At 71.5% G+C, this 22286-nt stretch carries 3 protein-coding genes; all 3 read right to left on the bottom strand.

The annotated features are described in order from the left end of the window. Nucleotides 1-3: 3 nt before the first annotated feature. The 3 genes from H9L41_RS01475 to H9L41_RS01470 all read right to left on the bottom strand — a co-directional run bounded on the left by H9L41_RS01475 (nucleotide 4) and on the right by H9L41_RS01470 (nucleotide 22198). Complete coding sequence (locus H9L41_RS01475) at nucleotides 4-2337, bottom strand: Ig-like domain-containing protein (RefSeq protein WP_187523650.1); 2334 nt, start codon at nucleotides 2335-2337, stop codon at nucleotides 4-6. A 14-nt stretch (nucleotides 2338-2351) separates the two neighbouring features. Further along, on the bottom strand, nucleotides 2352-3467 hold the full coding sequence (locus H9L41_RS25975; protein ID WP_373282109.1) for an Ig-like domain-containing protein: 1116 nt from the start codon (nucleotides 3465-3467) through the stop codon (nucleotides 2352-2354). Between the two features lie 2522 nt (nucleotides 3468-5989). After that, nucleotides 5990-22198, bottom strand: coding sequence for a DUF4347 domain-containing protein (locus H9L41_RS01470; protein ID WP_187523649.1), 16209 nt, complete (start codon nucleotides 22196-22198; stop codon nucleotides 5990-5992). Nucleotides 22199-22286: the final 88 nt, after the last annotated feature.

Raw genomic sequence — 22286 nt, 5'->3', positions numbered from 1 at the left:
AGGTCAGGCCACTTCGGTCGAGCGCGGCTGGCTGCGGCCGAGCAGGGCGTCGAGATCGCGTTCGAACGCAGTATGGCCGAACTGGCCGAACTGTGCCGCCAGCGCGGGCTTGCCCGCCGGCAACAGCGAGGCCAGCTTGTCGGCCTGGCCGGCGCGGCCCTGGCCGCCGTCGAACTCGACCTCCATGCGGCTGACCGCCTGGTTGCCCTGGGCATCGCGCACCACGATCTCCAGCACCATCGTCTGGCGCTGGCCCGCCGGCACCTGGCCGCTGAACCAGCCGTTCACCGGATCGAACTGCAGCCAGCTCGGCAGCGGCCGGCCGTTGGCCTGGCGCACCGTGATGCTGACGCGGGCGTCCGGGTCCTTCTGGCTGAAGGTGCCGGCCGGCAGCGCGAAGCCGAAGCTCTGGCCCGGCTGCAGGCTCTGGATGCCGAGGTTGGGCCGCGCCATGATCGGCTCGCGCTGGGCCGGGTTGGACGGGGCGAAGAACGGCGACTCGTTGGCCACCAGCGTGGTCGGCCGGCCGTCGGTCGGGCGCGGACCCACGCCGATCGAGCTCGGCACGCCGAGGCTGAAGCCGGGCGAGCCGATCGAGCCGGAGCCGCCCAGCGTGCCGAGGCCGCCGAAGACGCCGGTCGAGCCGCCGCCGAGCGGACTGCCGCCGAACAGGCTGCCGGTGCCGCCGACGATGCCGCCGCCGCTGACGCCGTCGAGCGCGCTGAGCACGATGTTCGGCGTGATCGGACCGAGGTTGATCGGATCGGAACCGATGGTCGGCACCGTGATGTTGCTCGGCGGGATCACCGGCGCCGGTGCCGGCGGCTCGACCGGCGGCAGCGCCGCGACCACGTAGACCTGGCCGATGGTGATGCCGCTCAGGTTGTTGCCGGCGCGGTCGCTGATGCCGCTGCCGGCGGCGTTCAGGTTGAGCCCGATGCTGCCGGCGCCCGAGATGCCGGTGATGGTGATGGTGTAGGTATGGCCGTCGACCTGGGTGACCGAGCCGACCTGGCCGCTGACCAGGCCGACCTTGACCAGCGTGAAGTCGGCGGCGTTGAGGCCGAACACGTTCTCCGAGAAGGTCACGGTGTAGCGCACCGAGGTGGCCGAGGTCGGCGAGGCGTCGACCCGCTCGATGCCGGCCACCTGCGGCGCGACGGTGTCGATCACGATGCCGGCGGTGCCCGGCACGCCGGCCAGCGCGAGGCTGGCGTCGTTGCCCTGCGCGTCGCGCAGCGTGCCGCCGTTGGCCTGCAGCCCGATCACCGCGATGCCGTCGGCGTCGTTGTGGCCGGCCTGCACGATGTAGCGGAACAGCAGCGCGCTGCTGCCGCTGCCCGACACGTAGCTGGCGTACACCGTCTGGCCGCCGACGTTCAGCGCCAGCCGCGGCACGCCGCCGGCGGTACTCACCAGCGTGGCCTCGTTGAGGTTGACGGTGAAGTTCAGCACGTCGCCGGCGTTGTAGGCCGCGTTGCCCGGCACGCTGACCGTGGTGACGGCCGGGCCGACCCGGTCGACCGCGTAGACCGCGCCGGTCAGGCCGCCGGCGACGGCGTTGCCGGCCGCGTCGACGATGCCGGTGCCGCCGGCCTTGAGGTTGAGGCCGAGCGTGCCGGCGCCGCCGATGCCGTTGACCAGCACCGTGTAGGTATGGGCATCGACCTGGGTGACGCCGGCGATGCTGCCGCTCGCGCTGCCGGTCGCGGCCAGCAGGAAGTCGGCCGCGTCGACGCCGCTGACGTCTTCCGAGAAGGTGACCGTGAAGCGCACGCTGCCGGCGGCGGTCGGGCTCGGGTCGAGCCGGACGATGCCGCTGGCGGCCGGCGCGGTGGTGTCGATCAGCACGCCGACCGCCGGCACGCTGCCCAGCGCCGGGTCGATGGCGTTGCCGGCCGGGTCGCGCACCGTGCCGCCGTTGAGGTCGAGGCTGCCGCCGACGGTGATGCCGTCGGCGTCGTTGTCGCCGGCCTGGATCACGTACTGGAACACCAGGCTGCCGCCGCCCGAGCCCGACACGTAGCTGGCGTAGCGGGTGACGCCGCCGACGTTCAGCACCAGCCGCGGCGTGCCGCCGCTGGTATCGACCACGACGTTTTCGCTGGTGCCGACCGTGAAGGTCAGCACGTCGCCGGCGTTGTAGCGGCCATCGGCCGGCACGGTGACGCCGGCCACGGTCGGCGCGACCGCGTCGACCACGATGCCGCCGGTGGCCGGCACGCCGTTGAGCGCCGCGACCGCGTCGTTGCCGAGCGCGTCGCGCACGGTGCCGCCATTGAGGTCGAGGCTGGCGCCGAGCGCGATGCCGGTGTTGTCGAGCTGGCCGGTCGCCACCGTCAGGCGGAAGGTCAGCGCGGTGCTGCCGAGCCGCCGACATAGCTGGCGTAGACCGTGCCGCCGGTGTCGAGCGTGACCGCGATGCGCGGCGTGCCGCCGCCGGTGTCGACCACCACCGCTTCGCTGAAGTTGACCGTGAAGTCGAGGTTCTGGCCGGCCACGTAGCTGCCGTTGGCCGGTACGCCGACGCTGCCGACCACCGGGGCGACGCGGTCGACGGTGTAGACCGCGCCGGTCAGGCCGCCGGTGACGGCATTGCCGGCCGCGTCGACGATGCCGGTGCCGCTGGCCTTGAGGTTGAGGCCGAGCGTGCCGGCGCCGGCGACGTTGCTGACCAGCAAGGTGTAGGTGCGGGCGTCGACCTGGGTCACCGTGCCGACGGTGCCCGAGGCGCTGCCGGTGCCGACCAGGGCGAAGTCGGCCGCGTTCACGCCGCTGACGTCCTCGGAGAAGGTCACCGTGAAGCGCACGCTGCCGGCCGCGGTCGGGTTCGGGTCGAGCCGGACGATGCCGCTGGCGGCCGGCGCGGTGGTGTCGATCAGCACGCCGACCGCCGGCACGCTGCCCAGCGCCGGGTCGATGGCGTTGCCGGCCGGGTCGCGCACCGTGCCGCCGTTGAGGTCGAGGCTGCCGCCGACGACGATGCCGTCGGCGTCGCTGTCGCCGGGCTGGACGGTGTACTGGAACACCAGCGTGCCGCTGCCCGAGCCGCCGACGTAGCTGGCGTAGCGGGTCACGCCGCCGATGTTCAGCACCAGCCGCGGCGTGCCGCCGCTGGTATCGACCAGCACCGACTCGCTCGCGCCGACCGTGAAGGTCAGCACGTCGCCGGCGTTGTACAGGCCGTCGGCCGGCACGGTGACGCCGGTCACGCCCGGCGCGACCGCGTCGATCAGGATGCCGCCGGTGGCCGGTACGCCGTTGAGCGCGGCCGCGGCGTCGTTGCCGACCGCGTCGCGCACGGTGGCGCCGTTGAGGTCGAGGCTGGCGCCGAGCGCGATGCCGGTGGCGTCGAGCTGGCCGGTGGCCACCGTCAGGCGGAAGGTCAGCGCCGTGCCTCCCGAGCCGCCGACGTAGCTGGCGTAGACCGTGCCGCCGGTGTCGAGCGTCACCGCGATGCGCGGCATGCCGCCGCTGGTGTCGACCAGCACCGCTTCGCTGAAGTGGACCGTGAAGTCGAGGTTCTGGCCGGCCACGTAGCTGCCGTCGGCCGGCACGTCGACGCTGCTCACCGCCGGGGCGACGCGGTCGACCGCGTAGACCTCGCCGGCCAGGCCGCCGGCGACGGCGTTGCCGGCCGCATCCGCGATGCCGGTGCCGCTGGCGTTCAGGTCCAGCCGCAGCGTGCCGCTGCCGGCGAGGCCGTTCACCAGCACGGTGTAGGTGCGGGCATCGACCTGGACGACGCTGGCGATGCTGCCGGCCGCGCTGCCGGTCGAGACCAGCGCGAAGTCGGCCGCGTCGACGCCGGTCACGTCCTCGGAGAAGGTCACCGTGTAGCTGACGCTGCCGGCGTTGGTCGGGCTCGGATCGCCCCGGACGATGCCGCTGGCGTCCGGGGCGACCGTGTCGACCAGCACGCCGGCAGTCGACGGCACGCTGCCGAGCGACAGCGCCAGGTCGTTGCCGGCCGCGTCGCGCACGGTGGCGCCGTCGAGGTCGAGGCTGGCGCCGACCGCGATGCCGTCGGCGTCGTTGTCGCCGGCCGCCACGACGTACTGGAACACCAGGCTGCTGCCGCCGCTGCCGGAGACATAGCTGGCGTAGCGGGTGACGCCGCCGATGTTCAGCACCAGCCGCGGCGTGCCGCCGCTGGTGTCGAGGGTGACCGCCTCGCTGGTGCCGACCGTGAAGGTCAGCACGTCGCCGGCGTTGTAATGGCTGTCGGCCGGAACCGCCACGCTGGCGACCGTCGGTGCGACGCCGTCGACCAGGATGCCGCCGGTGGCCGGCACGCCGTTGAGCGCGACCGCGGCGTCGTTGCCGGCCAGGTCGCGCAGCGTGGCGCCGTTGAGATCGACGCTGCCGCCGAGCGCGATGCCGTCGGCGTCCAGCTGGCCGGCCGCCACCGTCAGGCGGAAGGTCAGCGTGGCGCTGCCCGAGCCGCCGACGTAGCTGGCGTAGACCGTGCCGCCGGTATCGAGCGTCACCGCGATACGCGGCGTGCCGCCGGCGGTGTCGACCACCACCGCTTCGTCGAAGTCGACCGTGAAGTCGAGATCCTGGCCACTGCCGTAGATCGCATCGGCCGGCACGCCGACGGCGGTCACCGCCGGGGCGGTGCGGTCGAAGGTGTAGTCCTCGCCGGCCAGGCCGCCGGCGATGGTGTTGCCGGCCACGTCCATGATGCCGGTGCCGCTGGCGTTCAGGTCCAGCCGCAGCGTGCCGGCGCCGGTCACGCCGTTCACCAGCACGGTGTAGGTGCGCGCATCGACCTGGACGACGCTGGCGATGTTGCCGGCCACGCTGCCGGTGGCGACCAGCGCGAAGTCGGCCGCGTCGACGCCGGTCACGTCCTCGGAGAAGGTCACCGTGTAGCTGACGCTGTTGGCGTTGGTCGGGTTCGGATCGACCCGGACGATGCCGCTGGCGTTCGGGTCGAGCGTGTCGACCAGCACGCCGGCGGTCGACGGCACGCTGCCGAGCGACAGCGCCAGGTCGTTGCCCGCCGCGTCGCGGGCGGTGGCGCCGTCGAGGTCGAGGCTGGCGCCGACCGCGATGCCGTCGGCGTCGTTGTCGCCGGGCTGCACGGTGTACTGGAACACCAGGCTGCTGCTGCCCGAGCCCGACACGTAGCTGGCGTAGCGGGTGACGCCGCCGACGTCGAGCACCAGCCGCGGCGTGCCGCCGCTGGTATCGAGGGTGACCGCCTCGCTGGTGTTCAGCGTGAAGGTCAGCACTTCGCCGGCGTTGTAGTGGCTGTCGGCCGGCACCGTCACGCTGGCGATGGCCGGCGCGACGGCGTCGACCAGGATGCCGCCAGTGGCCGGCACGCCGTTGAGGGCGGCGACCGCATCGTTGCCGAGCGCGTCGCGCACGGTGGCGCCGTTGAGGTCGAGGCTGGCGCCGAGCGCGATGCCGTCGGCGTCGAGCTGGCCGCTGGCCACCGTCAGGCGGAAGGTCAGCGTGGTACCGCCCGAGCCGCCGACGTAGCTGGCGTAGACCGTGCCGCCGGTGTCGAGCGTCACCGCCAGGCGCGGCGTGCCGCCGGCGGTATCGACCAGCACCGCTTCGTCGAAGTCGACCGTGAAGTCGAGGTTCTGGCCGGCGACGTAAGTCGCATCGGCCGGTACGCCGACGCCGGTCACCACCGGCGCGATGCGATCGATGGTGTAGGCCTCGCCGGCCAGGCCGCCGGCGATGGCGTTGCCGGCCACGTCGGCGATGCCGGTGCCGCTGGCGTTCAGGTCCAGCCGCAGCGTGCCGCTGCCGCTGAGTCCGGTAACCAGCACGGTGTAGGTGTGGGCGTCGAGCTGGGTGATGCTGGCGATGCTGCCCGCCGCGCTGCCGCTGCCGACCAGGGTGAAGTCGGTGGTGTCGACGCCGGTGACGTCCTCGGAGAAGGTCACCGTGTAGCTGACGCTGGCGGCGCCGGTCGGGGTCGGATCGACCCGGACGATGCCGCTGGCGGCAGGCGCGTCGGTGTCGATCAGCACGCCGGCCGCCGGCACGCTGCCCAGCGCCGGGTCGATGGCATTGCCGGCGGCGTCGGCGACCGTGCCGCCGTTGAGGTCGAGCGTGCTGCCCACGGCGATGCCGTCGGTGTCGCTGTCGCCGGGCTGCACGATGTACTGGAACACCAGGCTGCTGCCGCCCGAACCGAGACATAGGTGGCGTAGCGGGTGACGCCGCCTATGTCGAGCACCAGCCGCGGCGTGCCGCCGCTGGTATCGACCGTGACGGCCTCGCTCGCGTCGACCGTGAAGGTCAGCACGTCGCCGGCGTTGTACTGGCCGTCGGCCGGCACGGTGACGTCGGCCACGACCGGCGCGACCGCGTCGATCAGCACGCCGCTGGTGTCGCCGATGCCGGCGAGCGCGGTATCGGCGTCGTTGCCGACCAGGTCGCGGATGGTGCCGCCGTTGAGGTCGAGGCTGCCGCCGACGGTCGGGCCGTCGCCGTCCTGCACGCCGGTGGTCACGACGTAGCTGAACACCAGGTCGGTGCCGCCCGAGCCGCTGACGTAGCTGGCGTAGACGGTGGTGCCGCCGATGTCGATGGCGATGCGCGGCACGCCGCCGCTGGTGTCGACCGTGACCGCTTCGCCGTAGTGGACGGTGAAGCTCAGCGTCTCGCCGGCGGTGTAGGTGGCGGCGGCCGGGACGTCGACCGTCGCGACCGTCGGCGCCACGCCGTCGATCACGATGTCGTGCTGGCCGGCGATCGAACCGGCGCCGCCGGTGGCCGGCAGCAGGGTCGAGGCGTCGTCGCCGGCGCCGTTGCGGATGGTGCCGCCGTTGAGCGCCAGCGCGGCGGTCGAGGCGTAGTCGAGGTCGGCGCTGCTGTCGCCGGCCTGCACCGTGTAGCTGAAGGTCAGCGTATTGCTGCCCGAACCGGACAGGTAGGTGGCGACGCGGTCGGTCGCGCCGGTCTCGAGCAGCAGCGTCGGCGTGCCGCCGCTGGTGTCGACGTCGATCGCCTGGTCGAAGGTGAGCGTCACGGTGATGACGTCACCGACCTTGTAGCTGCCATCGGCGTTGCCGACGTGGACGGTGGTGATGGTCGGATTCAGCGCGTCGACCGTGATGGCGATCACGTCGGTGTCGGTCTGCGCGCCGCCGCTGCCGGTCAGGCCGAGGTCGTCGGTGCTGATCTCGAGGCTGGCCGCGCCGTGGTAGCCGGCGGTCGGGGTGAATACCAGGCCGTCGAGCGCGGCGTTGATGTCGGCCAGCGTGCCCTCGAACACCATGGTGCCGTCGTTGGCGCCGGAGCCGACCAGGAAGCTCAGCCCGTTGGTGCCGGACAGCGCGATCAGGCCGTTGTCGGCGGTCAGCGTGACGCGGACGATGCCCGTGCCGGCATCGACGTCGCCGACCGAGATCAGGTTGCCGTTGGCGCTGCTGAACACCAGGTCGAGATCCTGGTCGGTGCTCTGCGCCACCGGGACGGTGTTGAGCGGGGCGTCGTTGACCGCGTCGACCGTCAGCGTGACGCTGGCGCTGTCGCTCAGCGCGCCGCCCGTGCCGGTATTGCCGCCGTCGTCGATCGCCACGCCGAGCGTGACGTCGGCCGTCGCGTCGGCCGCGGTGGTGAAGCTCACGCCATTGGCGGCGATGAAGGCGTTGATGTCGGCCACCGTGCCGCTCAGCGTCAGCGCCGTAGCGCTGCCACCGACGGTCACGCCGCCACCGCTGGTGGCGGACAGGCTGCCCGAGCCGACCGTCAGGGTGACGGTGACATTGCCCGAACCGGCATCGACGTCGCTGAAGCTGATGCCGGTCAGCGCCGCGGCCACGTCCTCGGTCACCGCGATGCTGGCCGGCGCCGTGATGGTCGGCGCGTCGTTCACGGCGGTCACGTCCAGCGTGATGCTGGTGCTGTTAGTCAGGGCGCCGCCCGAGCCGGTATTGCCGCCGTCGTCGATCGCCACGCCGAGCGTGACGTCGGCGGTGGCATCGGCCGCGGTGGTGAAGCTCACGCCGTTGGCGGCGATGAAGGCGTTGATGTCGGCCACCGTGCCGCTCAGTGTCAGCGCCGTGGCGCTGCCGCCGACGGTCACGCCGCCGCCGCTGATGGCGGACAGGCTGCCCGAGCCGACCGTCAGCGTGACGGTGACGTTGCCCGAACCGGCGTCCACGTCGGCGAAGCTGATGCCGGACAGCACGCTCGACACGTCCTCGGTCACCGCGATGCTGGCCGGCGCCGTGATGGTCGGCGCGTCGTTCACCGCGGTCACGTCCAGCGTGATGCTGGTGCTGTCGGTCAGGGCGCCGCCCGTGCCGGTGTTGCCGCCGTCGTCGATCGCCACGCCGAGCGTGACGTCGGCGGTGGCATCGGCCGCGGTGGTGAAGCTCACGCCGTTGGCGGCGATGAAGGCGTTGATGTCGGCCACCGTGCCGCTCAGTGTCAGCGCCGTAGCGCTGCCGCCGACGGTCACGCCGCCGCCGCTGGTGGCGGACAGGCTGCCCGAACCGACCGTGAGCGTGACGGTGACGTTGCCCGAGCCCGCGTCGACGTCGGCAAAGCTGATGCCGGTCAGCGCTGCGGCCACGTCCTCGGTCACCGCGATGCTGGCCGGCGCCGTGATGGTCGGCGCGTCGTTCACCGCGGTCACGTCCAGCGTGATGCTGGTGCTGCCGGTCAGGGCACCGCCCGTGCCGGTGTTGCCGCCATCGTCGATCGCCACGCCGAGCGCGACGTCGGCCGTCGCGTCGGCCGCAGTGGTGAAGCTCACGCCGTTGGCGGCGATGAAGGCGTTGATGTCGGCCACCGTGCCGCTCAGCGTCAGCGCCGTGGCGCTGCCGCCGACGGTCACGCCGCCGCCGCTGGTCGCGGCCAGGCTGCCCGAGCCGACCGTCAGGGTGACGGTGACGTTGCCCGAACCGGCGTCCACGTCGGCGAAGCTGATGCCGGACAGCACGCTCGACACGTCCTCGGTCACCGCGATGCTGGCCGGCGCCGTGATGGTCGGCGCGTCATTCACGGCCGTGACGTCGAGTGTGATGCTGGCGCTGTCGGTGAGAGCGCCGCCCGTGCCGGTGTTGCCGCCATCGTCGATCGCCACGCCGAGCGTGACGTCGGCGGTGGCATCGGCCGCGGTGGTGAAGCTCACGCCGTTGGCGGCGATGAAGGCGTTGATGTCGGCCACCGTGCCGCTCAGCGTCAGCGCCGTGGCAGTGCCGCCGACGGTCACGCCGCCGCCGCTGGTCGCGGCCAGGCTGCCCGAGCCGACCGTCAGCGTGACGGTGACGTTGCCGGAGCCGGCATCGACGTCGCTGAAGCTGATGCCGGTCAGCGCCGCGGCCACGTCCTCGGTCACCACGATGGTGGCCGGCGCCGTGATGACCGGCGCGTCGTTGACCGCGTCGACCGTCAGCGTGACGGTGGCGCTGTCGGTGAGAGCGCCGCCCGAGCCGGTGTTGCCGCCGTCGTCGATCGCCACGCCGAGCGTGACGTCGGCCGTCGCATCGGCTGCGGTGGTGAAGCTCACGCCGTTGGCGGCGATGAAGGCGTTGATATCGGCCACCGTGCCGCTCAGCGTCAGCGCCGTGGCGCTGCCGCCGACGGTCACGCCGCCGCCGCTGGTCGCGGCCAGGCTGCCCGAGCCGACCGTCAGCGTGACGGTCACGCTGCCCGTGTCGGCGTCCACGTCGGCGAAGCTGATGCCGGACAGCACGCTCGACACGTCCTCGGTCACCGCGATGCTGGCCGGCGCCGTGATGGTCGGCGCGTCGTTCACGGCCGTCACGTCCAACGTGACGCTGGCGCTGTCGGTCAGGGCACCGCCCGTGCCGGTGTTGCCGCCGTCGTCGATCGCCACGCCGAGCGTGACGTCGGCCGTCGCATCGGCTGCGGTGGTGAAGCTCACGCCGTTGGCGGCGATGAAGGCGTTGATATCGGCCACCGTGCCGCTCAGCGTCAGCGCCGTGGCGCTGCCGCCGACGGTCACGCCGCCGCCGCTGGTCGCGGCCAGGCTGCCCGAGCCGACCGTCAGCGTGACGGTCACGCTGCCCGTGTCGGCGTCCACGTCGGCGAAGCTGATGCCGGACAGCACGCTCGACACGTCCTCGGTCACCGCGATGCTGGCCGGCGCCGTGATGACCGGCGCGTCGTTCACCGCTTCCACCGTGACGGTGGCCGCGACGGACAGGGTGCCGGTATCGACGCCGCCAGCGGTGGTGCCGCCGTCGTCGCTCAGGCTGACCAGCGTGACGGTGCGGGCCGAGGCGGTGCTCGGCGCTTCGCTGTCGTTGCGGTAGGTGATGCCGTCGACCAGCGTCTCGGCGCTGGCGGCGGCGATGCCGCCGACCTTGCCGATGGTGACCGTGGCGGTGGCGCCGCTGAGGCTGACGGTGACCGTCATGCCGTTGGTCGTGGTGGTGACGCTGTTGCCGTCGGTCAGCGCCACGTCGCTGCCGTCGATCGTCAGCACTTCGCTGGCGCCGTCGAGCACGTTGCCGACGGTCAGCACCAGCTCGGTGATGCTCTGGCCGGTCTCGACCGTGCCGATGGTCACGCCGCTGAACAGGTCGACCGCGCTGCCGTTCTCGGTGAAGGTCGGGCTGCCGCCGGTGGCGCTCAGCGTCGGCGCGTCGTTCACCTCGCCGACCGTGATGCTGGCGGTGTCGCCGGCGGTCGAGAAGGCGGTGGTGCCGCCGGTGACGCTGGCGTCGACCTTGTTGCCGGCCGTGCCGGCGCTGGCGTCCCAGGCGCGGTAGTCGAAGCTGGCGCTGGTGCCGTTCACGCCGTTCGGCACGAAGCGGACCAGGTCGGTCGAGCGCAGCAGCAGCGCGCTGTTGGCCGACACGGTGCCGACCGCGCTCCAGCTGGTACCGCCGTCGAGCGAGTACTGCCAGGTGCCGTTGCCCGAGACCAGGCCTTCGATGGCGATGCCGGCGGTGTCGGGATCGACGTCGGTCACGCTGCTGCCGAGGATGCTGGCGACGGTCTGGCCGGCGTTGGTGGTGGCGTCTTCGTCGATGCCGGTCAGCGTCGGCGCGGCCGGCGTCAGCACCGGCGCGTCGTTGACGGCGGTGACCGCGATCGCGACGGTGTCGGTGGCGGTCGAGAAGGCGCGGTCGCCGGTGGTGGTGTCGGCGCTGGTGCCGGCCGTGCCGCTGCTGCGGTCCCAGGCCTTGATGGTCAGCGCGTCGCTGATGCTGCCGTTGACCTCGGCATCGGGCCGGAAGTAGACCCAGGTCGAGGCGTCGGCGGCCAGCAGCAGGGCCGAGCTGGCCGACAGGCCGGTGGCCTGGGTCCAGTTGGCGCCGCCGTCGGTGCTGTAGTACAGCGTGCCGAGGCCCGAGAGGCCGGTGATGGCGATGCCGAGCGCGCTGCCGTCGGCGTCGCTGACGTTGCCCAGCGCGCCGCCGATGTCGACCAGACTGGAGACCAGGGTCGCATTGGCGGTGCTGCCGTTGCTCGGCACGCCGATGTCCTCGAGCACGCCGTTCAGCGCCGGCGAATCGCTGGCGTCGAGCACCGGCGCGCTGTTGGCGGTCAGCGCGAAGTCGTTGCCGTCGCCGGCGGTGTAGCTGGCGTGCAGCACCTCGCCGTTGTAGGCGATCAAGGCACCCTGGGCGATGCCCGGGAAGGCGGTGATGGCGCCGGCGCCGCCGTGGGCGAAGATCTGGAAGCTGTCGCCTGCGACCGGCGCGTAGGCGTTGCTGTTGATGGTCAGCGTGCCGCCGCTGAGGTCGAGCGCGCCGGTGACGTTGATCTGGTCGTAACTGGTACTGGCGACCGGGCCGCCGAGGTCGACCTGGACTTCGGCGCCGCTGGCCAGGGTCAGGTCGTGGTTGACGTCGATGCGGGCGGTGCCGCCGGTGCCGACGCCCGGGGCCAGTACGCCGGCCACCACGAGGTCGTACACCGCGCCCGTGCCTTCGAGGCGGGTGGCGCTGTTGATGGTGACGGCCTGGTCGAAGGTGCCGCCGGCCAGCCGCAGCGTGCCGGTGGTCAGCGTGGTCTGCGCCACGTTGGCGCTGCTGCCGCTGTAGACGATGGCGTTGCTGGCGTCGGCCGCCAGCGTCAGCGTGTGGCTGCCGCCGGTCTCGCTGATGTTGCCGCTGAAGGTGACGCCATTGCTGGAGACCGCCGCGTCGGTCGCGATGGTGGCGTCGCCGCTCAGCACGATGGCGTTGTCGACCACGGCATCGACGCCGCCGACCCGTAGCGTGGTGCCAGCAGCCAGGGTGACGGTGCCGGCCATCAGCGCGCTGTCGTCGCTGACGGCCAGCGTGCCGGCCGACACTTCGACGCCGCCGGTGAGGCCGGCGTGGTTGGCGGTGTTGGTCAGCGTCAGCGCCGCGCTGCCGGTCTTGCTCAGCGTGAAGGCGCCGCCGGACAGCGCGCCCGACAGCGTGACCGCCGCATCGGCCTGCAGCGTCGATGCACTGGTCAGCACCACGGCGTTGTCGATGGTGGTGGCGCCGGTGACGGCCAGCGTACCGCCGGCCAGGATCAGGTCGCCGCTGCCGACGTTGGCGTCGCCGGCGATGCTCAGCGTGCCGGCCTGGATGGTGGTGGTGCCGGTGTGGGTCTGGGTGGCGCTCAGCGTCAGCGTGCCGGCGCCGCTCTTGGAGAGGCCGCCATTGCCCGACAGCACGCCGGACAGCGTGGCCGCCGCGGCGTTCTGGATCACCGAGGCGGCCGCCACCACGATGGCGTTGTCGATGGTGGTGGCGCCGCTGATGTCGAGCGTGCCGCCGGACAGGGTCAGGTCGCCGCTGCCGAGGTTGGCGTCGTCGGCGACGCTCAGCGTGCCGGCCGCGATCTCGGTGGTGCCGCTGTGGGTCTGGGTGCCGGTCAGCGTCAGCATCTCGGTGCCGGTCTTCTGCAGCGCGCCGCTGCCGGACAGCACGCCGGACAGCGTGGCCGCCGCATCGGCCTGGATGGTGGCGCCGCCGCCGCCGATGGAGATGGCGTTGTCGATGGTGGTGGCGCCGGTCAGCACCAGCGTGCCGCCATTGAGCGAGATCGCGCCGCTGCCGAGATTGGCGTCGTCGGCCACGCTCACCGCGCCGGCCGTCACGGCCAGGTTGCCGCTGTGAGTCTGGGTGCCGGTCAACCCCAGCGTGGCCGTGCCGGCCTTGGTCAGTACGCCGCTGCCGGACAGCACGCCCGACAGCGTCGCCGCAGCGTCGATCCGCAGCGTGGCGGCGCCGTTCACCGCCACGTCGTTGTCGATGGTGGTGGAGCCGGTGACGGCCAGGATGCCGCCGCCCAGGTTGATGGCGCCGGCGCCGAGGTTGGCGTCGGAAGCCACGCTCAGGGTGCCGCCAAGCAGCGTGGTGGTGCCGGTGTAGGTGTTGATGCCGCTCAGGACCACGTCGGTATGGTTGCCGCCGACCGAGTAGGCGTTCACCGTCAGGTTGCGCGCGCCGCCGCTTTCGCTGATGACGCCGGTGAAGGTGATGGTGTCGGCGCTGACGGCCGGCGCGCCGGTGCGCAGCGTGGCATCGCCCTGCAGGATGATGTCGTTGCCGATGGTACGGCTGCTGCCGGCCACGCCGAGCGTGGCGCCGGCGGTCAGGTTGATCTGGCCGCTGCCCAGGGTACCGGTGCCGATCGCGGCGACCAGGCCGCTGCCGCTCGAGGAAATGGTGAGGTTGCCGGCCAGGTTGTCGGCCTGGCTCAGATAGATCTGGCTGTCGCCGGCATCGAGGCTGAGCGCGCCGCTGCCGCTCATCAGGCCGCCGAGGCTGATCACGGCGCCGGTGTTGCTGCCGGTGGCGTCGATCGCGACGGTGCTGATCACCTGGGTCGTGCGGTCGAGGGTGAAGCTGCTGCTGGCGTCGATGGCCAGCGTGCCGCCGGCGAGCTTGAGGGTGCCGCCGCCGATCTGGTCCGCCGAGGTGACCGTGGTCTTGCCGTTGACCTGGCCGAAGCTCCAGTTGGTGGCGCTGTTGCCGGTATTGGTCAGGGTCAGGCTGCCCGAGCCGCTCTTGTGCATGTCGCCGGTGCCGCTGATCAGGCCGGACAGCGTGGCCTCGATGCCGGAGCCGAGCTCGATCGCGCCGGAGCGGCTGGTGACCGAGATCGCATTGTCGATGGTCTGGCCGGTGGTGTTGACCGAGAAGGTGCCGCCGTACAGCTCCAGCGTGCCGGTGCCGAGGTTGGCGTCGGAGCCGACCGCCAGGATGCCCTCGCCGAGCGAGGTGATGCCGGTGTGGGTACTGGTGCCGCTCAGCGTCAGGATGCCGAACAGGCCGGTCTTGCTCAGCGTGCCGCTGCCGGAGAACACGCCCGAGGCGGTCCAGTCGACGTTGGCTTCGAGCGTGCCGCCGCCGCTGCCGAACGCCATGTCGTTGTCGATGGTGGTGCTGCCGGTAGAGACGCGGAAGGTACCGCCGTCGAGCTGCAGCGCGCCGCTGCCGAGCGCGTCGTCGCTGTCGACCGACAGCGTGCCGCCGTTGATCGCGATCGCGCCCGAGTAGCCGGCCTCGTTGCCGCTGCTGGTCAGCGCCAGCGTGCCGGCGCCGGTCTTGGTCAGGGTGGCGCTGCCGGCCAGGGTGCTGGAAATGGTGGCGGTGTCGCCGCTGCCGTTGTCGATGGTCAGCGCGCCGCCGAGCGTCAGCGTGCTGCCGGTGACGACCAGGCCGTTGGCGCCGTCGAGCGCCAGCGTGTCGCCGGCGCCGCTGGTGACGCCGCTGCCGAGCGTGATGGTGGTGTTGTCGGCCAGCACCACGTAGATCGTGTCGGCGCCGGCCTGCGCCGCACCGCGCGCCAGCGCCTCGCGCAGGCTGAAGCCGTCGGCCGCGTCGCCGCCGGCGTCGTCGTTGCCCTGGTCGACGTAGATGGCCGAACAAGTCAGCGTGACGTCGCTGTCGGCGGTAGCGCCCATGCTGTCGGTCAGCGCGAAACGGACGGTCGCGTCGCCGTAGGGCGTGTCGTTGCGGTAATTGATGCTGCGCATCACGCTCTGCACCAGCGCGGTGGTCGCCGCGGTGCCGCTTCCGGTGAAGCTGACGGTCAGCACGCCGCCGGTGTTGGTGAAGGTGGCGAAGGTCAGGCCGCCACCGTCCTGCAGGTTGCTGCCGCTGACGGTGAAAAGCGCGCCGGTCAGGTCGAAGCCGAGCACGTCGTTGGCGCTCGGGTCGGCCGTGCCGCCGGTGACGCGCTGCACCACCAGGCTGCCGCCGTTCCAGTTGCCCGCGTCGTCCTCGGCATCGCTGACCGTGGCATTGCCGGCGACGTCGAGCACCACCGTGCTGCCGGGCGTGTAGGCCGCGCTGTCGCCGTCGAGATTGGTCACCACCGGCGTGCTGTTGGTCGGCGCGGTCAGCGTGAAGTCGTTGCTGTCGCCGCCGATGTAGCTGGCGGTCAGCACCGTGCCGTTGCCGGCGGCAGTGAGGGTGCCGCCTTCGGACAGGCCGGCGAAGGTATCGACGATGGCATCGCTGCCGTCGTTGTCGATGATGATGTAGCTGTCGGCCAGGCCCGGCGTATAGCCGTGGGTGGCCGTCAGCGCGGCGCCGGAGAAGTCGAGCGTGACGTCGCCGTTGACCACGATCTGGTCGTAGCCGGTACCGGCGGTGGTGCCGTTGATGTCGACCTGCAGCGTGCCGAACATGGCCAGGTCGCCGTTGATGGTCAGCGTGCCGGCTCCGCCGTTGCCCGGCGAGAGGAATGCGCCGCTGGCGATCACCACCGAGTTGGCGGTGGTGATGGTGCCGGTGCCGGCCAGGGTGGCGCCGCTGAGGACCGAGACCGAGTTGGTGGCGGTCAGCGAGCCGGTCAGCATCAGCGTGCCGGCCGTCACCACGGTGTTGCCGGCCAGGGTATTGGCGGCCGACATCGTCAGCACGCCGCTGCCCAGCTTGTTGAACGACGCGCCGCTCGCGCCCGCCACCACGCCGGCCAGCGTCAGCGCGTTGTCGTTGCTGACCTTGCCGCCGCCGGTGCTGATGGTGAAGGCGTTGGTCAGCGTGACGTTGCTGCCGGTGACCTCCAGCACGCCGCCGCTGCCCAGGGTGATGGTGTTGCTGCTGATGTTGCTGGTGCCGGCGATGCTGAGCGTGCCGCCGCTGCCGGATACCGTGGTGGTGCCGGTGTAGCCGTTGGTGCCGCTGAGCGTGAGCTTGCCGGTGCCGGTCTTGGTGAGGTTGCCGCTGCCGTTGATGGCGCCGCTGAAGGTGGTGCTGGCGTTGGTGCTGCCGCTGGACAGCGTGGCGCTGCCCAGCGCCACCGTGCCGGCGCCTGCCAGCGAACCGATGGTCTCGGTGGCCGACAGCGTCAGCGTGGCGCCCGAGTCGACCGTCACGGCCGAGGAATTGCCGATGGCGCTGCCGCCGCTCACGGTCAGGCCGCCGGCGGTGATCAGCACGGTGCCGGAAGCGGTGTTGGTGCCGCCGAGCGTCCATGTGCCGGTGCCGATCTTGGTCAGGCCGCCGGTGCCGCTGATCGAGCCGCTGTAGGTGGTGCTGGTGTTGTCGCCGCCGACGGTCAGCCGGTTGCTGCCGAGCGACAGCGCGTTGCCGGAACCGGAGGCCAGCGAGCCGATGGTCTCGTTGGCCTGCAGCGACAGCGTGGAACCGTTGCTGAGGGTGACAGCCGAGGCGTCGTCGATGGCCGAGCCGCCGGACACGCCGAGCGTGGCCGAGGTGACGTTGATGCTGCCGGTGTGGGTGTTGGTGCCGGACAGCAGGACGGTGGCGCCGACGCCGCCGGCGCTGGTCAGCGCGGCCGAGCCCGACACCACGCCGCTCACGGTCAGCGTGCCGGTGCTGGCGTACAGCGTGGCCGCGCCGGCGATCGCGATCGCGTTGTCGACCGTGGTGGTGGCGCTGGCGGTCAGTTGGGCGCCGGCGTTGAGCGTGATGCTGCCGGCGGCGAGCTGGTTGTCGCCGGCGAACTGCACGGTGGCATCGGTCGCCGCCAGGTCGCCGCTCCAGCTGGCCGAGTTGCCGGTGTTGCCCAGCACCAGGGTCTCGGCGCCGCCGCCCGACACGCCGGTCACCGCCAGCGCGCCGGTGCCGCTGAAGGCGCCGTTGAAGGTGGCGGTGCTGCCGGAAGTCAGGCCGAGGGTGCCGCCGGCCACCATGGTCACGGCGTTGGCGAAGGTGGCGGAAGCCGAGTCGACCGTCAGCGCGCCGCCGTTGAAGGTGATCGTGCCGCTGCCGATGCTGGCGGCGTTCTGTGCCGTCACCGTGCCGGCGGTCAGCGTGGTGCCGCCGGAATAGTTGCTCGAGGACGAACTCAGCGTGAGGTTGCCGGTGCCGGTCTTGGTCAGGCTGCCGCTGCCGCCGATCGCGCCCGAGGCGGTGACCGCCGCGTCGATCAGCAGCGTGGCCGCGCCGTTCAGGGTGAGGGCGTTGTCGATGGTGGTGGCGCCGGTGACCTGCAGCGTGCTGCCGGCCGCCAGCGAGACCCCGGCGGCGCCGAGGTTGCCGTCGGCCGCCACGGCCAGCGTGCCGGCCGAAACGGTGGTGGTGCCCGAGTAGTTGTTGCTGCCCGACAAGGTCAGCGTGCCGCTGCCGGTCTTGGTCAGGGCGCCGGCGCCGCCGATCGCGCCGCTCAGGCCGACGGCCAGGCCGGAGCCCACCGAGACGGTGCCCGAGCTCGCGCCCAGGGTGATCGCGTTGTCGACGGTCGCGGCGCTGGTGACCGACAGCGTGCCGTCGTTCAGTTGCAAGGTGCCGGTGCCCAGGTTGGCGTCGCCGGCGATCGCGACCGTGCCGCCGCTCAGGACCTGCATCGACCAGCTCTGGCCGCTGTTGGTGCCGGACAGCGTGAAGGTGCCGCTGCCGTCCAGCGTCAAGGTGCCGCTGCCGGTGATGCCGCCGGAGAAGGTGCTGCTGCTGCCGTTGATGCCGATCGTCAGCGCGGAGGTGCCGAGGGCTACCGTGCCGGCGCCGGACAAGTTGTCGATGGTCTCGTCGGCCGAGACGGTCAGCGTCGCGCCGGATGCCACCGATATCGAGGTATTGTCGTCCAGCGCGCCGCCGACGCGGTTGAGCGTCAGTCCGCCCGCCGACACGGTGGTGGCGCCGGTGTAGAGGTTGTTGCCGGTCAGCGTCAGCGTGCCGCTGCCGGCCTTGGTCAGGCCGAACGTGCCCGAGATCACGCCGGAATAGGTGGTGCTGCTGTTGTCGCCGCCGGCGGTCAGCCCGGCGTTGAGCACGACGCTGCCCGCGCCGGCCAGCGAGCCGATGGTCTCGGTGCTCGACACGGTCAGCGTGGTGCCGGACGACAGCGTCACCGCGCTGGTGTCGCCCAGCGCGCTGCCGCCGCTCAGGGTCAGGCCGCCGACGGTGACGTTGACGGCGCCGAAGTGGGCGCTGCTGGTGCCGGCCAGGGTCAGCGTGCTGGCGCCGCTCTTGGTCAGCGGGTTGGCGCCGCTGAGCGCGCCGCTCAGCGTGGCATTGGCAGTGGTGCTGATGGTGGAGGCGGACGGCAGCGTGACCGCGTTGTCGATGGTGGTGGCGCCAGTGATGGCCAGCGTGCCGCCGTTGAGCGTGATGGTGCCGGCGGCCAGGTAGTCGTCGTTGGCGACCGACAGCGTGCCGGCGGTGACGGTGGTGCCGCCGGTCAGGCCGGCCTCGTTGCCGCTGTTGGACAGCACCACCGTGCCGGCGTCGGTCTTGTTCAGGTTGTAGGCGCCGCCGCTCAGCGCGCCGCTGAGGGTCAGCGTGGCGCCGCTGGAGGCGCCGATGTTGGTGTCGCCGGTGAAGGCGATGTTGCCGCTCAGCGTGGAGCTGCCGCTGACCAGGTGCAGCGCGCCGTAGTCGACGGCGCTGACCGTCTTGCCGGTGCCGGAGACGGTGAAGGCCTCGGCGATGGTGAGGCCGCCGTTGACGCGCACGGAGCTGCCGCTGGCCACGGTGGTGCTGCTGGCGGTAGTGCCGAAGGCGTTGGCATGGTTGGCGATCACGGTGCCGGCCGTGATGCTCATGGAGCCGGTGAAGGTGTTGTTGCCGTCGAGCTGCAGGATGGCCTGGCCATTCTTGATCAGGGTGCCCGAGCCGGAGATGACGCCCGAGATGTTCATCTGGGTGGCGCCGCCGCCGCCGCCGACGTTGAGGGTGCCGCCGGACGCGCCGATCGCGATCGCGTTGTCGAGCGTGTAGGCAGCGCTGTTGTTGGTCAGCGTGCCGCCGTTCAGCGTCAGCGTGCCGGACGACAGGTAGTCGTCGTTGGAGATCTGCAGCGTGCCGGCGGTGACGGTGATGCCGCCGGACATGTTGGCTTCGTTGCTGGAGCTGGTCAGCGCCAGCGTGCCGCTGCTGCCGGCCTTGCTCAGCGAGCCGCTGCCGGCCAGCGTGCTGGCGATGGTGACCGTGCCGGAGGCATTGGTGAAGCTCAGCGTGGTGCCGCTGCCGAGCGTGATGGTGCTGCCGTTGAGGCTCAGGCCGTTGGCCGAATCGGCGTTGAGCGTCAGGCTCTCGGCGATCGACAGGTTGCCGGCCAGGCTCATGCTGCCGGTGAAGCTGCTGGTGAAGATCAGCGTCTGGCTGCCGGTGCCGTCGGCCGCCGCGATCGCCACCGCCTCGCTGAAGCTGACGCCGTTGGTGACGTCGATGGTCGCGGTGTCGGTGGTATTGGTGATGTAGATCGTGTCGCTGGTGACCGTGGTGTCGGCGGTGGCGGTCGTATTGCCGTCGCTGAGCGAGAAGCGGATGGTGGCGTCGCCGGCCGGCGTGTCGCTGCGGTAGGTGATGTGCCGCATCAGGTCCTGCACCAGCGCGGTGGTCGCGGCGGTGCCGCTGCTGGTGAAGCTGATGGTCAGCGTGCCGCCGGTATTGGTGTAGGTGGCGAAGGTCAGGCCGCCGGACTGCAGGTTGCTGCCGCTGACCGTGAACAGGGCGCCCGAGGTGTTGAAGCCGAAGACGTCGGTCGAGACGGCGCCGACCGAGCGGCGGACCATCAGGCTGGCGCCGGACCAGTTGCCGTTGCCGCTGTTGAGCAGGCCGAGCTCGGCGTCGCTCGCCGTGGCATCGCCGCCCGAGTCGAGCGTCACCGAGCTGCCGACGCCGGCCCAGGCGACGCTGTCGCCGCCGAGGCTGCCGATGACCGGCGTGGAGTTGGCGCCGATGAAGCTCATCACCGTCCGGTCGGCCAGCGGGTCCAGCGAATTGCCGGCGCGCTTGATGGCGGGGTCGGGCAGGCCGCTGTGGAAGCGGTTGCTGACCTTGGTCACGAAGCCCTTGCTGTCGGCATCGACGAAGGTGGTCGGGCCCATCACCACGTAGTAGTTCACGCCCGAGACGAAGCTGCCGTTCGGATTGATGGTGACGGTCGAGGCCGTGGAGTTGCCGCTGAGCGAGACGCGTGCGTCGGACACCGCGAAGGATTCGAACACGGTGTCGTTGGCGTAGTTGCCGTCGCCGTCGTCGATCCGGATCGAGATCGTGCCCGATCCCTTGCTCAGCGTGCTGCTGTGGCTGAAGGTCAGGACCAGGTTGTCGTTGGCGTTGACGGCGCCGTTGGCCGACGGCGTGAACGAGGTGAGCGTCGGCGGTGCGTTGTCGTTGCGGTAGAAGAGGTCGTTGCTGGCGCCGTTGACCCACTGGTAGTAGTCGAGGTCGCCGTCGTTGTCGAAATCGGCGAACTTGGCGCCGATGGCGCTGATGTTGAGCCCGGTCACGCCGGTCGCGATGGCGGTGGAACTGGTGAAGCCGCCGCTGCCGTCATTGGTCCACAGCGTCACGGCGGTGGCCGAGCCGCCGACCTGGGTCAGGATGTCGGTGTCGCCGTCGTTGTCGACGTCGGCGACCTGCATGAAGTTGATGTTCGCCGTATTGAAATCGGTCAGCGGCACGGTGCCGGACGAGAAGCCGCCCGATCCGTTGTTGGTGTAGTAGAGGTCGTTGCTGGCGCCGCTGACCCATTGGTAGTAGTCGAGGTCGCCGTCGTTGTCGAAATCGGCGAGCTTGGCGCCGGAGGCGCTGATGTTGAGCCCGGTCACGCCGGTCGCGATGGCGGCGGAGCTGGTGAAGCTGCCGCTGCCGTTGTTGGCCCACAGCGTCACGGCGGTGGCCGAACCGCCTTCCTGGGTGAGGATGTCGATGTCGCCATCGTTGTCGACATCGGCGACCTGCATGAAGTTGATGTTCGACGTATTGAAATCGGTCAGCGGCACGGTGCCGGAAGTGAAGCCGCCCGACCCGTCGTTGGTGTAGTAGATGTCGTTGGTGGCGCCGCTGACCCACTGGTAGTAGTCGAGGTCGCCGTCGTTGTCGAAATCGGCGAACTTGGCGCCGACGGCGCTGATGTTGAGCCCGGTCACGCCGGTCGCGATGGCGGTGGAGCTGGTGTAGCTGCCGCTGCCGTTGTTGCTCCACAGCGTCACGGCGGTGGCCGCGCCGCCTTCCTGGGTCAGGATGTCGATGTCGCCGTCGTTGTCGACATCGGCGACCTGGATGAAGTTGATGTTCGAGGTGTTGAAGTCGGTCAGCGGCACGGTACCGGACGAGAAGCTCTGCGCGAGCACGTCGCCGTAGGCCTCCCAGGTGTCGTAGCGGACGGCGGAGGTGGCGGTCACCGTGCCGAAGCGGGCCTCGAGCACGCCGTCGCCGCCGGCGGCGGTGGCGCCGGTCGCATCGGTCGAGGCGGCCACGTCGGCGCCGGTGGCGTCGGCGATCGAGGCCAGCAGCGCCGCGCCGCGCGCGTCGCTGCCGACGTCGCAACCGTAGAGCAGGATGTCGCCGCCGGCGGTCAGCGAGGCGCCGATCTGCCGCAGCGCCTCGCCGTAGCCGGGTACCGTCTGGGCATCGAGCTTGGCCGTGCCGAGCAGCACGCGGCCGGCGTTGCCGTGGGAGACGACGTGGATCGCGTCGTAGCCCGAGTGGCTCTGCGCCCAGGCAGCCATCTGGGCCACGCCGTCCTGCGAGCGGTCGAGCAGCACCACCTCGACGCCGTCCTTCATGCCGGCCACCAGCATCTGGTAGTCGGCCACGCTGGTATCGACGAACACCACTTCCTTGCGGTCGGCCTCGCGGGCGGGCTCGGCCGGCACGGCCGTGCGGGCGAGGTCGACGGCGCGGCCCGGACCGTCCTGCAGGCGCGCTTCGTGCGGGCGCGCCACCTCGCGGGCGGACTCCACGGCGGCATGCAGCGCATCGGCGCCCTGAGCCGCGGTGGCGACCACCGCCCCATCGAACATCACGCGCTGTTCCAGCGCCAGCATCAGCGAGCTGCGCTTGGCTCGCGCACGGCCCGGGACGGATTGCGATCGATGGGGTTGCTTGGTGTTCATGACTGTCTCCACGTGCTGTGTCCCTGCTCGGGACCGCCCACCGGCACGCTGTCGAGGCCGGCGGGAAATGGGTACGGGAGGAAATGCC

The organism is Chitinimonas koreensis, assembly GCF_014353015.1.
GTDB lineage: Bacteria > Pseudomonadota > Gammaproteobacteria > Burkholderiales > Chitinimonadaceae > Chitinimonas > Chitinimonas koreensis.
Note: the sequence above shows the minus strand (reverse complement) of the source record. Positions and strands in the feature narration are given on the sequence as shown.

What these genes read in the sequence shown, in the direction of transcription:
- H9L41_RS25975 (WP_373282109.1), bottom strand. Translation starts at nt 3,467, where the DNA reads ATGCCGCGCATCGCGGTGACGCTCGACACCGGCGGCACGGTCTACGCC.
- H9L41_RS01470 (WP_187523649.1), bottom strand. Translation starts at nt 22,198, where the DNA reads ATGAACACCAAGCAACCCCATCGATCGCAATCCGTCCCGGGCCGTGCG.